The organism is uncultured Cetobacterium sp., from assembly GCF_947039425.1.
Classification (GTDB): Bacteria; Fusobacteriota; Fusobacteriia; order Fusobacteriales; family Fusobacteriaceae; genus Cetobacterium_A.
This window is the reverse complement of the sequence record NZ_CAMQYW010000017.1, coordinates 1-16,295: the sequence shown is the minus strand read 5'-3', so window position 1 is coordinate 16,295 and position 16,295 is coordinate 1. Positions and strand designations below refer to the sequence as shown.

General features: G+C 28.7%; 16 protein-coding genes and 1 tRNA gene. 15 read left to right on the top strand and 2 right to left on the bottom strand.

From position 1 onward, the window contains the following. The 14 genes from Q0V09_RS02560 to Q0V09_RS02495 form a co-directional block, all read left to right on the top strand. Window positions 1–1,227 (top strand): pyruvate carboxylase subunit B (locus Q0V09_RS02560; protein ID WP_297487020.1); only part of this gene is annotated, 1,227 nt, incomplete at its 5' end. Between the two features lie 23 nt (window positions 1,228–1,250). Then, window positions 1,251–1,571, top strand: a complete 321-nt coding sequence (locus Q0V09_RS02555; RefSeq protein ID WP_297404722.1) for an OadG family protein — start codon at window positions 1,251–1,253, stop codon at window positions 1,569–1,571. Window positions 1,572–1,585: 14 nt separating this feature from the next. Continuing rightward, window positions 1,586–1,942, top strand: a complete 357-nt coding sequence (locus Q0V09_RS02550) for a biotin/lipoyl-containing protein (RefSeq protein WP_297404724.1) — start codon at window positions 1,586–1,588, stop codon at window positions 1,940–1,942. 23 nt (window positions 1,943–1,965) lie between these two features. Continuing rightward, complete coding sequence (locus tag Q0V09_RS02545; protein ID WP_297404725.1) at window positions 1,966–3,084, top strand: sodium ion-translocating decarboxylase subunit beta; 1,119 nt, start codon at window positions 1,966–1,968, stop codon at window positions 3,082–3,084. A gap of 14 nt (window positions 3,085–3,098) precedes the next feature. After that, entirely contained in the window at window positions 3,099–3,380 is a 282-nt protein-coding gene (gene citD, locus Q0V09_RS02540) for a citrate lyase acyl carrier protein (protein WP_297404728.1), read from the top strand. A 9-nt stretch (window positions 3,381–3,389) separates the two neighbouring features. Then, window positions 3,390–4,289: an aldolase/citrate lyase family protein gene (locus Q0V09_RS02535; RefSeq protein ID WP_297404730.1), complete on the top strand. Its 900-nt coding sequence runs from the start codon at window positions 3,390–3,392 to the stop codon at window positions 4,287–4,289. Between the two features lies 1 nt (window position 4,290). Continuing rightward, window positions 4,291–5,838, top strand: coding sequence for a citrate lyase subunit alpha (citF, locus tag Q0V09_RS02530; RefSeq protein WP_297404731.1), 1,548 nt, complete (start codon window positions 4,291–4,293; stop codon window positions 5,836–5,838). Window positions 5,839–5,895: 57 nt separating this feature from the next. Continuing rightward, the gene (locus Q0V09_RS02525; RefSeq protein WP_297404732.1) at window positions 5,896–7,245 is read left to right on the top strand and encodes a 2-hydroxycarboxylate transporter family protein; all 1,350 of its coding nucleotides are present in this window, start codon (window positions 5,896–5,898) and stop codon (window positions 7,243–7,245) included. A 133-nt stretch (window positions 7,246–7,378) separates the two neighbouring features. Continuing rightward, entirely contained in the window at window positions 7,379–10,135 is a 2,757-nt protein-coding gene (locus tag Q0V09_RS02520; protein ID WP_297487017.1) for a DEAD/DEAH box helicase, read from the top strand. Then, window positions 10,136–10,912, top strand: a complete 777-nt coding sequence (mazG, locus tag Q0V09_RS02515; protein ID WP_297404735.1) for a nucleoside triphosphate pyrophosphohydrolase — start codon at window positions 10,136–10,138, stop codon at window positions 10,910–10,912. It abuts the gene before it with no gap. Between the two features lie 34 nt (window positions 10,913–10,946). After that, the gene (locus tag Q0V09_RS02510) at window positions 10,947–11,237 is read left to right on the top strand and encodes an RNA-binding S4 domain-containing protein (RefSeq protein WP_297404736.1); all 291 of its coding nucleotides are present in this window, start codon (window positions 10,947–10,949) and stop codon (window positions 11,235–11,237) included. Beyond that, complete coding sequence (ispE, locus tag Q0V09_RS02505; protein WP_297404738.1) at window positions 11,237–12,094, top strand: 4-(cytidine 5'-diphospho)-2-C-methyl-D-erythritol kinase; 858 nt, start codon at window positions 11,237–11,239, stop codon at window positions 12,092–12,094. The genes Q0V09_RS02510 and ispE overlap by 1 nt, the downstream gene beginning before the upstream one ends. Window positions 12,095–12,125: 31 nt before the next feature. Continuing rightward, window positions 12,126–12,431, top strand: a complete 306-nt coding sequence (gene spoVG, locus Q0V09_RS02500) for a septation regulator SpoVG (protein ID WP_297404740.1) — start codon at window positions 12,126–12,128, stop codon at window positions 12,429–12,431. Window positions 12,432–12,488: 57 nt separating this feature from the next. After that, window positions 12,489–12,563, top strand: a tRNA-Gln gene (locus tag Q0V09_RS02495). A 100-nt stretch (window positions 12,564–12,663) separates the two neighbouring features. Here Q0V09_RS02495 and Q0V09_RS02490 read toward each other — a convergent pair. Continuing rightward, on the bottom strand, window positions 12,664–13,584 hold the full coding sequence (locus Q0V09_RS02490; RefSeq protein ID WP_297404741.1) for a pseudouridine-5'-phosphate glycosidase: 921 nt from the start codon (window positions 13,582–13,584) through the stop codon (window positions 12,664–12,666). Then, a complete protein-coding gene (locus Q0V09_RS02485; protein WP_297404744.1) occupies window positions 13,581–14,666 on the bottom strand; it encodes a carbohydrate kinase in 1,086 nt (361 codons plus the stop codon). Before Q0V09_RS02485 ends, Q0V09_RS02490 begins: the two co-directional genes overlap by 4 nt. 230 nt (window positions 14,667–14,896) lie before the next feature. Here Q0V09_RS02485 and Q0V09_RS02480 point away from each other — a divergent pair, with 230 nt between their 5' ends. Then, the gene (locus tag Q0V09_RS02480) at window positions 14,897–16,162 is read left to right on the top strand and encodes a DUF1576 domain-containing protein (protein WP_297404746.1); all 1,266 of its coding nucleotides are present in this window, start codon (window positions 14,897–14,899) and stop codon (window positions 16,160–16,162) included. Window positions 16,163–16,295: the final 133 nt, after the last annotated feature.

The window sequence follows — 16,295 nt, the reverse complement described above, 5'->3', positions numbered from 1 at the left end:
GCATGTATAAGATTTTTAAATGAGGATCCTTGGGAGCGTTTAAGAGCTATAAAAAAAAGAGCTAAAAAAACAAAATTACAAATGCTATTAAGAGGACAAAATCTTTTAGGATATAGACATTATGGTGATGACATAGTAGAAGAGTTTGTTAAGAAATCAATTGAAAATGGAATAGATATAATTAGAATTTTTGACGCATTAAATGATGTTAGAAATTTAAAAACAGCAGCACTAGCTACTAAAAAATATGGAGGACATTGTCAATTATCAATAGCTTATACAATAAGTCCTATTCATACAACTGAGTATTATAAAAATTTAGCAAAAGAGATGGAAGAGTTGGGAGCTGACTCTATTGTAATAAAAGATATGGCTGGAATTCTTTTACCAGAAACAGGTTATAAATTAATAAAAGAGATAAAATCTGTAATTAATATTCCATTAGAGTTACATACTCATGCAACAAGTGGAATAGCAAGTATGCTATATTTAAGAGCTATTGATGCAGGAGTAGATATTATAGATACAGCAATTTCAACTTTTGCAGGTGGAACATCTCAACCAGCTACAGAATCTATGGCAAGAACTTTAGAAGGTAGTGAAAGAGATCCGCAGCTTAACTTAACTTTATTAAAAGAGATAGCTGAGTATTTTAAACCAATTAGAAAAAAATATGTAGATGAAAAAGTATTAAATATGCAAGCATATTTTGTAGAGCCAAGTATTTTAGAATATCAACTTCCAGGAGGAATGTTATCTAATTTAGTGTCTCAATTAACAGCTCAAAAAGCTGCTGATAAATATGAAGATGTTTTAAAAGAGATACCAAGAGTAAGAGAAGATTTAGGATATCCACCACTAGTAACTCCATTGAGTCAAATGGTTGGAACACAAGCAGTATTTAATGTATTAACTGGTGAAAGATATAAAATGATTCCTAAAGAGATAAAAGATTACGTAAAGGGATTGTATGGAAAATCTCCAGCTCCAGTATCAAAGGAGATTAGAGAAAAAATTATAGGAAACGAAGAAGTGTTTACTGGTAGACCAGCAGATTTAATAAAACCAGAATATGATGAAATTGCAAAAGAAATTGGAAGTTTAGCAAAATCACCAGAAGATGTTTTAATGTATGCAATGTTTCCACAAATTGCAAAAGGTTATTTAGAAAATAGAGATAAACCAAAAGAAACAAAGGAAGTAAGAAATATAAATATAATTTTTTAGAGAAAGGAGAATGATTTTCAGAAATGTTTAAGGGAGCAATATCATTAATGACGTCTCTAGAGATAACTTTAATAAGTATGATTGTAGTATTTTCAATACTTTCTATATTAGCCTTTGTTATTTCTTTATTTAAGTATATTCCAGGTGAAAAAGTAGAAGCAAAAGTAAAGAAAACAGTTGTAGCTAAGAAAGTATCAAAAGAAGAAGTTACAAGAAAAGCTTTTGATCCATCACAAATAAAATGTGAAGAGATGAGAGTAGCAATGATGGTAGCTAGTATTGAAGCTGCTGGAGAAGATAAAGATGCAACAATTAAAGTTTTAGGAATTAAAGAGATAAATTAAAAAGGGGTAGAAAAATGATAAAAGTATATAAAGTGAAAATTGGAGAAAAGGTATATGAAGTAGAAATAGAATCTGTAACAGAGGTTCAAGGAAATATATCAACTCCAGAAAAAAAAGTTGAAGTAGTAAGAGAGACTTCTCCTAAGAAATCAGAAAATGCAATTGAAATAGATGCACCTATGCAAGGATTAGTTGTTTCAGTTGAAGTTAATCCAGGAGATATAGTAAAAGCTGGAGATACTTTAGTTGTATTAGAGGCTATGAAAATGGAAAATCCAATAGTAGCACCACAAGATGGAGAAATTCAAACAATTGAAGTTAAAAAGGGAGATACAATTGATGGAGGAACATTACTTGTAACTATGATGTAAATTAAAAAGTAAAAGGAGTAAAAATGGAGTTTTTAATTAACTTATATTCAACAACAGGAATAGCTATGTTAACAATGAATCAAGTAATAATGTTATTAGTATCATTATTCTTATTATATTTAGCTATAAAAAAACAATACGAACCATATTTATTATTACCAATAGCTTTTGGTATGTTACTGGTAAATTTACCAGCCCCAATAACAGAGGGCGTAATGGATAAAAATGGATTATTAAATATTTTATATCAAGGAGTTAAGTATGGAGTATATCCACCACTTATTTTCTTAGCCATTGGAGCTAGTACAGATTTTGGACCGTTAATTGCAAATCCAAAGAGTTTATTACTTGGAGCATCAGCTCAATTAGGAATATTCGGAGCATTTGTAGGAGCGGTATTGTTAGGAATGAATGGAAATGAAGCAGCTTCAGTTGGAATTATTGGAGGAGCAGATGGACCTACAGCAATTTACTTAACTTCAAAACTAGCACCACATTTATTAGGACCAATAGCAGTAGCAGCATATTCATATATGGCATTAGTACCAGTTATTCAGCCACCAATTATTAAACTTTTAACAACAAAGGCTGAAAGACAAATAAAAATGACGCAGTTAAGAGCTGTAAGTAAAAAAGAGAAAATACTATTTCCAATAATAGTTACAATAGTAGTTACCTTAATAATTCCCTCATCAATTCCATTAATTGGGATGTTAATGTTTGGAAATTTAGTGAAAGAAACTGGATTAGTTCCAAATTTAGTAGAACATATAAAAGGTGCTTTAATGTATGTAATTACAATATTTATAGGATTAACAGTTGGAGCAACAACAAGTGCAGATGCATTTTTAAATTTAGCAACAATAAAAATTATCATATTAGGTTTATTTGCTTTTTCTTTTGGAACTGCAGGGGGCGTTTTATTTGGAAAAGTTATGTGTAAACTTAGCAAAGGGACAATTAATCCGATGATAGGAGCAGCAGGAGTAAGTGCAGTACCTATGGCGGCAAGAGTTGTTCAAAAAGTGGGACAAGAAGAGAATCCGAGTAATTTTTTACTTATGCATGCAATGGGGCCAAATGTAGCGGGAGTTATAGGTTCAGCAGTAGCAGCGGGTGTATTACTATCAATGTTTAAATAAAAGGAGGATATAGTATGGAAATTAAAGTAAGAGCAGTAGCAGGTACTTTAGAATCAAGTGATATTTACATCATACTTGAGCCAAATGATAATGGTATTGAGTTAGAGATGGAAAGTGTTGTAATGGGTCAATATGGAGAAGATGTTAAAAGAGTAATTATGGAATCTCTTAAGGAATTAGGAGTAACATCTGGAAAATTATTAGTAAATGATAAGGGAGCTATTGAACCAGTTATAAAAAGTAGAATCCAAACTGTTGTAACTAGAGCAGCTCAACAAAAATATACTTGGAAGTAGGAGGAAATTATGAAATTAAGACGTTCAATGCTTTTTGTTCCAGGAAATAACCCTGGAGTAATAAAAGATGTACAAATTTATAGACCAGATTCAGTAATGTTTGACTTAGAAGATGCAATCGCAATAACAGAAAAGGACTCAGCTAGATTCTTAGTATTTAATATGTTAAGAAAAATGGGACCTCTATATAAAAAATTAAATATTGAAACAGTTGTAAGAATTAATGCTTTAGACACAGGATACGGTGTTGAGGATTTAGAATTTGTTGTAAGAGCACAACCAGATGTAATAAGAATACCAAAAACAGATACAGCACAAGATGTTTTAGATGTTCAGGCTCATGTTGAGAGAATAGAAAAAGAAGCTGGAATTCCAGTTGGACAAACAAAATTAATGGTAGCTATAGAAAGTCCATTAGGTGCATTAAATGCATATTCAATTGCAACGTCATCAGATAGATTAATAGGAATGGCTATTGGTGGAGAAGACTATGTTACTAACTTAAAAACAAATAGATCTCCAGAAGGAATAGAGTTATTCACAGCAAGAGGATTAATTGTAATGGCAGCAAGAGCAGCAGGAATAGATCCAATGGATTCAGTTTACTCAGATGTAAATAATGATGAAGGATTTATAATGGAAGCTTCTAAAATAAAACAAATGGGATTTGCTGGAAAGTCACTAATCCATCCAAGACAAATAGAGTTAATACATAAAGTATATACTCCATCTGATTTAGATATTAAAAAAGCTAAGAAAATAGTAGATGCAACAAGAGAAGCTCTTGAGCAAAATAAAGGAGTATTTACTGTAGATGGTAAAATGGTAGATAAACCTATAATTGAAAGAGCAGAGCATGTATTAAGATTAGCAAAAGCTGCAGGAGTAAAACTTGGAGGAGATGAGTAATATGGTAAACAAAAGAATTGATGAAAGTCTTTTAAAAACAATAAAAGGTTACGAAGATAGAAAAGTTTATGAAACTCCTTTTGCTTTTCAACCTGAAAATTCTATTAATGAAGATTCAACTGAATTAAAAGGAAAAGTAAAAAGAACTAAAGTTTTAAATTCATTAGAAGAAGCTATTATAAAGTCGGGATTAAAAGATGGAATGACAATATCTTTCCACCACCACTTTAGAAATGGTGATAAAGTATTACCTCTAGTAATGAATAAATTAGCAGAAATGGGATTTAAGAATTTAAGAGTAGCAGCAAGTTCATTTACAAAAGCTCACGAAGGAATTGTAGAGCATATAAAATCAGGTGTAGTAAATAGAGTTGAATCAAGTGGATTAAGAGGAGACTTAGCAACTGAAATATCAAATGGATTATTAGGAGAATATCCTGCAGTAATTCGTTCTCATGGTGGAAGAGCTAGAGCAATAGTTGAAGGAGATTTAAAGATAGATGTAGCATTTTTAGGAGCTTCTTCAGCAGACTGTATGGGAAATGCAAATGGAGTAAAAGGAAAATCACTTTGTGGATCATTAGGTTATGCTAAAGTTGATGCAGAACATGCAGAAAAAGTAGTAATCATAACTGATACATTAGTTGCTTATCCAAACTCACCAATGAGTATTCCTCAAACACAAGTAGATTACGTAGTTGTTGTAGATGAAATTGGAGATCCTAATGGAATAATGTCAGGAGCTACAAGATTTACATCAAATCCAAAAGAGTTATTAATGGCTCAAAAGGTTTTAGATGCAATGTTAGCTTCAGGATACTTTAATGATGGATTCTCAATGCAAACTGGTTCAGGTGGAGCATCGTTAGCAGTAACTAGATTCATAAGAGAAGAGTTAATAAAAAGAAATATCAAATGTAGTTATGGATTAGGTGGAATCACAAAAGCTTTTGTTGATCTTTTAGAAGAGGGACTAATCGGACACCTATTTGATGTACAATGTTTTGATTTAGCAGCAGTAGAGTCAATTGGAAAAAATGAAAATCATATAGAAGTAAGTGCTGATTTCTATGCAAATCCATTTAACTGTTCACCAGCAGTAAATAAATTAGACTTTGTTATTTTAAGTGCTTTAGAAGTAGATAAAGACTTTAATGTAAATGTAATTTCAGGTTCTAATGGAGTTATAAGAGAAGCTTCAGGGGGACACTCAGATACAGCAGCAGTAGCAAATGTTTCAATAATAGTTGCTCCATTAACAAGAGGAAGAATTCCTACAATTATAGATAAAGTAACAACAGTTGTAACACCTGGAAGTACAGTAGATGTAGTTGTTACAGATTATGGAGTAGTTGTAAATCCTAGCAGAAAAGATCTATTAGAAAGATTTGAAAAAGCTGGAATTGAATTAGTAACTATGGCTGAATTAAGAGAACTTGCTAACTTTATAGTTGGAGCTCCAAAAGAGATAGAGTTTGAGGAAAAAGTTGTAGCAGTAGTAGAATATAGAGATGGATCTATTATTGATGTTGTAAAAAAAGTAAAGTAAGGTTTAAAAACTTTTAAAGTGATATATTTTCAAAAAAATTAATTAAGGGGAGAGAAAATGGCAAAGAAAAACTTTAAAGAACTTTTTAATCCGAAAGAAACTAAGTGGAGTGGATTATCACCACAAATGTTCTTAGGATTACTATTAGTAGTAGCAGTAATGCTTTATATTCCTTTTGGAGGAAAACCAGCAGGATTAATGAGAGGAAACTTTTTAACAATATTCACAGTACTAGCAGTATTTGGAATTTTATTTGGTGAAATAGGAGATAGAATTCCTATTTGGAATGAGTATGTAGGTGGAGGAACTGTTTTAGTTTTCTTCATGTCAGCAGTATTTGGAAGTTATAATTTAATTCCAAAACCAGCATTATACTCTATAAAAATATTTTATAGTAAGCAACCAGTTAACTTTTTAGAGTTATTTATTCCAGCTTTAATAGTTGGATCAGTTTTAACTGTAAATAGAAAAACTTTATTACAAGCAATAACAGGATACATTCCACTAATTTTAATTGGTGTTCTAGGAGCAACAGTTTGTGGAATTGGAGCTGGATTATTATTTGGAAAAGAACCTTTAGATATAGTAATGAACTATGTTTTACCTATAATGGGTGGTGGAACTGGAGCTGGAGCAATTCCAATGTCAGAAATGTGGGCTCAAAAAACAGGTGGAGATCCAAAAGATTGGTTTGCCTTTGCAATATCAATATTAACAATAGCAAATATTATAGCAATCTTTGCTGGAGCTTTATTAAAAGAGTTAGGAGTTAAAAAACCTTCATTAACAGGAAATGGAACTTTAATTATTAATAATGCAAAAGAAGCTGTAAAAGATGAGGAAGTAGCAGTAGAAGTTGGGCAAAAAGAATTTGCAGCAGCATTAGTATTAACAGGTGTTATGTTCATAATATCAAATTTGTCAGCACAAATTTGGAGTTCTTTAAATTTACCATTTGATATGCATAGATTAGCATTCTTAGTAATATATGCAATTATTTTAAATATATTAGATGTTGTGCCACCAGCATTAAAGGCTGGAGCGAAAAATGTTCAAACATTCTTCTCTAAGCACACAATTTGGATATTAATGGGAGCAGTAGGATTTGGAACTAATGTTCAAGAAATCATTGACTCATTAACACTTCCAAACTTAATAATTGCTTTAGCAATTGTATTTGGAGCAGTAGCATTTATTATGTTAATGTCAAAGAAAATGAAATTCTATCCAGTAGAAGCAGCTATAACAGCAGGATTATGTATGGCTAATAGAGGTGGATCTGGAGATATCGCAGTACTTGGTGCAGCAGATAGAATGGAATTAATTTCATTTGCTCAAATCTCTTCTAGAGTTGGTGGAGCGATGATGTTAATTATAGGATCTATAGTATTTGGAATCTTTGGATAATAAGCTCTTAGTTAATTAATTTAAATATAAAAAAGGGAGACTAAAGTAATTTAGTTTCTCTTTTTTTATATGAAAATGGAGATAAAGAAAAAAATATTGTATAATAAGGTTAATAAAAAATAGAGGAGTTTATATGTTAAGGAAAGAAGTGGCAGAATTTATAGTTAATAAAGAAAAAAGTGTATTGTATATAGCTTCATCAAATAAAAATATAGAAATATATTTAGAAAATATGAAAGATATAGAAAATAAAACTATAATTAAGGTTAGTGATATTCAAGAAAAAGATGAATATTTTAAAGTTAACTATAAACTGATGGAAGTAATTAAAAATGATGATAAGGTAATAATATTTGTATCTATAGAGGGACTTATAGAAAAATATTCTTTAAATGAAGATAAGATTATATTTCAATTGGGAAAGGGATTAAAAAGAAAAGATGTAATAGACATATTAAATGAAAATGGATATGAAAAAAAATACTTAGTAGAAAATAGAATGGAATATTCAATTAGAGGGGATATTTTAGATATTTATCCTCCAAATGGAGAGTATCCAATAAGACTTGAATATTTTGGAGATGAAATTGATAGAATAACATATTTTTCAAATTTTGATCAGAAAAGTATTGAAAAATTAAGTACAGTAAATATGTATATAAACAATAATAAAAAAGAATATAAAAGTTTTCCTGAAATAATAGAATTGTTAAAAAAGAATAAAGATATTAATATTTATGTAGAAAATATTGATTTATTAGATTATAAATTTCAAGAAGCAATATTAAGAGAAAGGGATAAAGAGGAAGAGCTTAATAATATTTTAAAATATATAAATGAAAATTCTGAAAAATTAGATGTAAAAAAGAGTGAGGGAGATATTCCTAGAAAAAGACATAGCTTTTCTAAAGGTGGGATAAAATATGAAAACTTCTCTCAAATTAAAGAGGGCGATTATATTATTCATGAAAATTATGGTGTAGGATTATATTTAGGAGTAGAGATAATCAATGGGATGGATTATCTTTTAATTAAATATGCAGATGAAGATAAACTATATGTTCCTATTGAAAGTTTAAATAAAATTGAAAGATTTGTAGTAGATAGTAATAATGTTCCTGAATTATATAACTTGGGAAGAAGAGGGTTTAAAAAGAGAAGAGAGAAACTAGAAAAAGACATGCTAAAATTTGCCAAAGAGATTGTAAAAATACAAGCTCAAAGAAAAATGAAGATAGGCTATAAATATTCTCCTGATACTAGTTGGCAGGAGGAATTTGAGGAGAAATTCCCATATACAGAAACTAAAGATCAGATTCAAGCAATAAATGATGTAAAAAAAGATATGGAGTCATCTAAAGTTATGGATAGAATAGTTTGTGGTGATGTTGGTTATGGGAAAACAGAAGTAGCAATAAGAGCTACCTTTAAAGCTATAATGGATGGAAAACAAGTTTTAATAATAGCTCCAACAACAGTATTAGCCCAACAGCACTATGAAAGATTTATAGAAAGATTCCAAGATTATCCAATAACAGTAGAGATTTTAAGTAGATTAACAAGTGGAAAGAAGCAAAGTGAAATATTAAAAAGAATGATATTAGGTGGAGTAGATGCAGTGATAGGGACTCATAGATTGCTTTCAGATGATATTAAATTAAATGATTTAGGATTAGTAATAATAGATGAAGAGCAAAAGTTTGGAGTAAAATCTAAAGAAAAATTAAAAAAATTAAGAAATAATGTAGATATGTTAACTCTAACAGCAACTCCAATTCCAAGAACATTAAATTATGCACTGCTTGGTATAAGAGATATTTCTCTTATAGAAACAGCCCCAGAAGGTAGAGTTGCTATTGAAACAGAGTTTATAGGTAATGATAAAGATAGTGTAAGAAAAGTGATTATGAAAGAGATAACAAGAGAGGGACAGGTTTTTTATATATTTAATAGGGTTAAAAGAATAGAAGATAAGTTAATAGAATTAAAAAAAATATTACCCAAATTTATTTCTATTGATTATATTCATGGAAGAATGAATCCTCAAGATATAAAGGAAAGATTAAAAGCTTTTGAAAGAGGAGATTTGGATATACTATTAAGTACAACAATAATTGAAAATGGAATTGATATAGAAAATGCTAATACTATTTTAATAGAAGGGATAGATAAATTAGGATTATCTCAAGTTTATCAACTTCGAGGAAGAGTAGGAAGAGGAAATAGAAAAAGTTATTGTTATCTAATTATGGATGATGAGAAAAAAATATCTAAAAAAACTAGTCAAAGAAATGAAACATTGAAAAGTATTAATGAATTAGGTGGTGGATTTAATTTATCCTTAGAAGATATGAAAATAAGAGGAGTTGGAGAACTTTTAGGAGATAAACAGCATGGAGCTTTAGAAACTTTTGGATATAATTTATATACTAAATTATTACAAGAAGAAGTGGAAAAAGTAAAAGGTGAATATGTAATAGATAAAGATCCAGAGATAAATCTAGATATTGAAGCATATATTCCAAAGGAATATATAATTGGATCAGAAAGATTGGTTATATATAGAAGGTTGCTCGATATAAAAACAGAGATAAATTTAAGTGAAATAAAAGAGGAAGTAAAAGATAGATTTGGTGAAATACCAAAACCGTTGTTAAATTTATTTATATATTTAACTTTAAAAATAAAAGCTAAAACACTTAATATTGTTCAAATAAAAGAGGAGGAAGATGAAACTTTTATAAAGTTTAATACAAATTATATAAATATGGAAAAAATTATGAAGTTAATAGAAGAAAAAAAAGCTAGATATTCTCAAAAAGAAAATGGATTATATTTTAGTGGTAGTGCTTTAGAATTTTTAAAAGAGTATGAAAGAGGAGAAGAATAAATGGAAAAATTTGATAAACTTGTGGATATAATAAAAGTATTAAGAGAACCAAATGGTTGCCCATGGGATAGAGAGCAAACACTTAAATCATTAAAACCTCATTTATTAGAAGAAACATATGAGGTTTTAGAAGCTATGGATATAGGTGGAGATCATTTGAAAAGTGAGCTTGGAGACCTTTTGTTACAAATTATTTTTCAATCACAAATCTCTACAGAAAATAAAGAGTTTACAATAGAGGATGTATTAGATAGCATTAATGAAAAAATGATAAGAAGACATCCCCATGTATTTAATAAAAATAAAGAGGATATAACAACAGAAGAGGTTTTAGTGAATTGGGAGAAAATAAAATCTAAAGAAAAAGAACATCAAGATAGAAAATCTGTATTAGATGGAATACCTAAAGGAATGACCTCTTTATTAGTAGCAGAGAAGATGCAAAAGAAAGCTTCTAAAGTTGGTTTTGATTGGGAACATGTAGAGGATGTATTAAAAAAAGTAGATGAAGAAACACTAGAATTAAAAGAGGAGATATTAAAAGATAATAAGAATAATATAGAAGAGGAGTTGGGAGATCTATTTTTTTCATTGGTAAATTTATCAAGACATTTAAATATAAATCCTGAAATTTGTCTAAGTAATGCAAATAAAAAATTTGAAAAAAGATTTAAATATGTAGAGAAAAATTGTACACTTAAAGAAGCTACAATTAGTGAAATGAGTAATTTGTGGAATGAATCTAAAATAAAAAGTATTGACATATTGAAAAAATAAGGTATATATAATACTACTAAAAGAGGAGAAAACAATGAGATTAGATAAGTTTTTAAAAGTAAGTAGAATAATAAAAAGAAGACCAATTGCAAAAATTGTAGTTGATGGTGGTAAAGCTAAATTAAATGGAAAAGTAGTTAAAGCTAGTACAGAAGTAAAAGTAGGAATGGAATTAGAACTTGAATACTACAATAAGTATTTTAAGTTTAGAGTGTTAGAAGTACCTCAAGGAAATGTATCTAAAAGTAAAACTTCAGAATTAGTTGAATTAATAGATAGTAAAGGAATAGTGATTGATTTAGATGGAGAGGAGGATATCTTTTAATGAAAGTTAAAGTAGATTCCAACGGAAAAATCAATATTGGATTAAATATAGTAGGTAAGTTAGAAAATGGATATCATTTATTAGATATGACAATGCATCCAATAACTTTAAGTGATAAATTGACTATTGAAATCTTTTTAGAAAATGGAATTTTAGAAATAACTACAAATAAAGTAGATATTCCAACGGGAAAAAGCAATATTTTATTTAAAATATACGATGCCTTTTATAAAAAAACAAAGTTATCTAAGAGAAGAATAGAGATATATTTAGAAAAAATAATTCCCCACCAAGCAGGATTAGGCGGTGGAAGTTCTAATGGAGCCACTTTTTTAAAAATATTAAATAGTTATTATAATGATATATTAACAATTGATGAAATGATAGAATTAGGTAAAAATATAGGTGCTGATATACCATTTTTTATTTTAAATAAATCTTCTAGAGTAAAGGGCATTGGTGAAGACTTAGAAGAGATTAAGAATAATATAGATGCTAAAATTATTATAATAAAACCAAATTTTGGAGTTTCTACTCAAAAAGCATATGGAAATTATAAAAAAATATCTCAAATAAAAATGGCAAATATAGATGAAATTATTAAAAATTTAGATAAAGAAAATATTGAAGAATTAGAAAAACATATAGAGAATAACTTAGAAGAAAGTTTATTAATAGATGATGAGAATATTATTAAATTTAAAGAGAAATTAAAAGCTTTTAAAAATATAAAATTTTTCATGTCTGGAAGTGGAAGTTCATATTTTGGATTTTTATTAAAGGATATTGAAGAATCTTGTAGTAAATTACAAGAGGAATTTAAAAATTGCGAAATTTTCATATGCAATTTTAAATAAAACTACAAAATCATAAGGAAGGTGCATTTAAATGAGAATTACAGATGTAAGATTAAGAACAGTAAAAAATGAAAATGAACTTAAATTAAAAGCTTATGCAGACGTAACTTTTGAAGAGTGCTTTGTGATTCACGGATTAAAAGTAATTGATGGTCAAAAAGGGATGTTTGTTGCAATGCCATCAAGAAAAATGCCAGATGGAGAGTATAAAGATATAGCTCATCCAATAACACCAGAATTAAGAAAAGATATAACAGATAGCGTTATAGAAAAGTACAAAGAAACAATGACAACAGAATCTAATGCTGTAGAAATAGAAGTTGCAGTGGAAGAATAATAATTTTTTAAAATATATTGACAACTATACAAAAAAATGATACTATTTGAGTGATGTTGGGGTGTCGCCAAGCGGTAAGGCAACGGACTTTGACTCCGTCATGCGTTGGTTCGAATCCAGCCACCCCAGCCATTAAATAGTTGATAAAGAGAATTTATGATTCTCTTTTTTTTATTTTTTGATAAATTTATAAAACAAAAAAGGATATCAAAGCGATATCCTTTTAATAATTTTATAGAGTTACATATTTCTTAGCAATACCACAAGCAAGTTTAGCATTATTATAAACTAATTCAATATTAGCAATTAAACTTTTCCCTTCTGTAATATCTTTAACTTTAGAAAGTAAGAATGGAGTACTTTGTTTTCCTTTGATCCCATTCTCTTCAGCTTCTTTAACAGCATTATTTATAGCATTAGTTATTAAATCAAAATCCATAGCAAACTCTTCTGGAATAGGATTAGCTATAACAGCTCCACCTTTTAAACCGATATCCCATTTAGCTTTTAAAAGTTCAGCAATCTCTTCAGGAGTATCTATTTTATAATCTACAGAGAAACCACTTTTTCTAGTGTAGAATGCAGGTAATTCTTTTGTTTGATATCCAATAACAGGGACACCTTTAGTTTCTAAAAATTCTAAAGTTAATCCAATATCTAATATTGATTTTGCACCAGCACAAACAACAGCAACATCTGTCATTGCAAGTTCTTCAAGATCAGCAGAAATATCCATAGTATGTTCAGCACCTCTATGAACTCCACCAATTCCCCCAGTAGCGAATACTTTAATATCTGCTAAGTTAGCGATTATCATAGTTGAAGCAACAGTTGTAGCTCCGTCACCTTTAGTTGCTAAGATTGCAGGAATATCTCTTCTACTTGCTTTTGTAACTTCTAATCCTTTTTTACCTAAATAATCAATCTCTTCAGTACTTAAACCAACTTTTAATTTACCTTTAAGAATTGCAATTGTAGCAGGAATAGCTCCATTTTCTCTAATAATAGATTCTACTTTTAAAGCAGTTTCTACATTTTGCGGATAAGGCATACCGTGAGAAATAATTGTTGATTCTAAAGCTACAATAGGTTTATTTTTAGCTAAAGCTTCTTTAACCTCTTGAGATATTTCTAAATACTTGTTTAAATTCATTTGTTTTCCTCCTGTATAAGATTTACATTTTTTAAATTCATTTGATCACTTATTGTTTTAGAGCTTTCAATGGCAATTGATGCACAAGCTATACCAAATTTACAACTAGATTTAATATCTAGAGAGTGAGTGAATCCATAAGCTATTCCAGCCATAAAAGCATCTCCCGCTCCAGTTGTATTTTTTATATTTACTTTAAAAGCTGGAAGTAAACCGGCTTCTTTATCATTTGAATAATAAACCCCTTTTTCTCCCAAAGAGATAAAAATTTGCTTAACTCCTTTATTTATAAAAAATTCTGCACATTTTTTTAAAGATAGCTCATCAGTTATTTTAATTCCAGAAAGAGTTTCAGCTTCCAGTTGATTGGGTTTTATAGTGTGAAAATATCCAATAATATCTATAGTTTTTAAGGCTTTAATAGTAGATACACAATCTAAGAAAATAGGGACATTGAAATTTTTAACAATATAGTCAATTGTTTCTTTAGGTAAATTTGTATCAATGATGCAAAGAGCAGAATCTTCTATTAATTCTTTTTTAGATTTAATAAAATCTATAGAAAAATTACTATATAGATCCATTGCAGAAATAGCAATTTTCATATCTCTGTTTTCATCTAAAATGGAAACATATGTTGAAATTGGAGAGTTAGGAATTGTTAAAGAGTTTCCAATATTTATTCCTAAAGTTTTACAATTTTTTTTAATTTCATTACTATAGAAATCATCTCCAAAAATACTAATAAATTCAATATGTTCCTCTAATCTAGAAAGGTTGTCAGCAATATTTCTTCCAACACCACCGAAAGATGTTTCTACAAAGCCTGGATTAGAATCAAAATCTTTTAAAGGTGAATATGAACCAGCAGAAATATCAATATTAGTTCCACCAATTACACAAATGAAAGATTGTTTTTGTAAAATATATCCTTTGCCAATAATTTTTCCTTTTTTTATAAGATTTGATATATGAACTGCTACAGATGAACGTGTTATATTAGCTTTTTCAGCTAATTCGTTTTGTGAAATTAAAGGATTTTCCTCAATCCAAAGCAAAATCTCCTTTTCTCTATTAGTCATTTAAACTCCTCTAATAAACTTTTGTTTACTCTAATAAACTTTTGCTTAATAATACCATTAAATAATTTAATTGTCAATATGTATTAAATAATAAAAACATTGATTTTTATTATAAAAAATATTAAAATTTATTATTGGAAAATAATGAATAAAGGGGTGGATATTTGGATAATTTTAAAGGAGACAGGAGTCGAAAAATTTGGATACTAGCAGAAGTATTTATATTTTTTATGTTTTGTTTATTTGTTTATTTTGTATTGGAAAAAGAGGAAAATGTTTTAAAAGGATTTGTTAAAATATTAACTTCTCCAACAGTGTTGATTACTGATTTTTTAGTAGTTGGAGGTATGGGAGCAACTTTTCTAAATGCATTTTTAATATTTGTATTTAATTATGTATTGATGAGGTTATTAGGAACACCTTTAAATGGATTAGCTATAGCATCTTTTTTTACTGTGTTTGGATTTTCATTTTTTGGTAAAAATATATTAAATATCCTTCCTTTTTATGTTGGAGGAATTTTATATTCAAAATATGAGCATATAGAGTTTAAAGATATATTGGTAACAATATCTTTTACAAGTGCGTTAGCACCTTTTATAAGTGAAGTTGCTTTTAATATTCATGTATTGAGCGAATATGCATATATAAATGCAATAGTATTAGGAATAATAATAGGCTTTATAGTAACTCCACTAGCAAAAAAAATGGCAGGTTTTCATGAAGGATTTAATTTGTATAATCTTGGATTTACAGGTGGAATATTGGGAGCGGTAATTGCTTCGGTTTTAAAGTTGTACCAATTTGTTGTTGTTCCTCAGAGGATAATTTCGGTTGAATATGATGGGATTTTAAAAATAATATCTAGTTTTTTATTTATATCTTTAATAATAATAGGATTTTATATAAATAATAAAAGTTTTTCAGGATATAAAAAATTAATAAAGGATTCCGGATTAAAGAGCGATTTTGTAGTAAAATATGGTTATGGTTTAACTTTTATAAATATGGGAATAATGGGATTTGTAGCTATGTTGTATCCTATTTTACTTGGTCAAACATTAAATGGACCACTTTTAGCGGGAATATTAACTATAGTTGGATTTTCAGCTTATGGGAAAACAGTTTTAAATATAACACCAATATTATTGGGAGTTTACCTTGCCAAGTTCGGGACATCAACAGATGGATTTACATTGGCATTATCTGGACTTTTTGGAACATCACTTGCACCAATAGCAGGAGTATATGGACCAGTTTGGGGAGTGATAGCAGGAATTTTACATTTAGCTGTAGTTCAAAGTATTGGAGTTATACATGGAGGAATGAATCTATATAACAATGGATTTTCAGCAGGAATAATAGCTGGTTTTTTACTTCCTATTATAAATACAATGAAAGAAAGAGCAACGAAAGGCAGAATGAAGTATTTACAAAGGCAGAAAAAACTTCATAAAATGATAAAAGAACATGAAAAAATGCATTTGAAAAAATAATATTTTAGATATTCTAAAAATAGAGAAGAAAAAAATTAATTTTTTCTTCTCTATTTTATTTTTAAACTTTGTGTCAATTAAAAATGAAAATGTCCCACAAAATCGTTAATTATTAGCTCTAAAATTTAGAGCT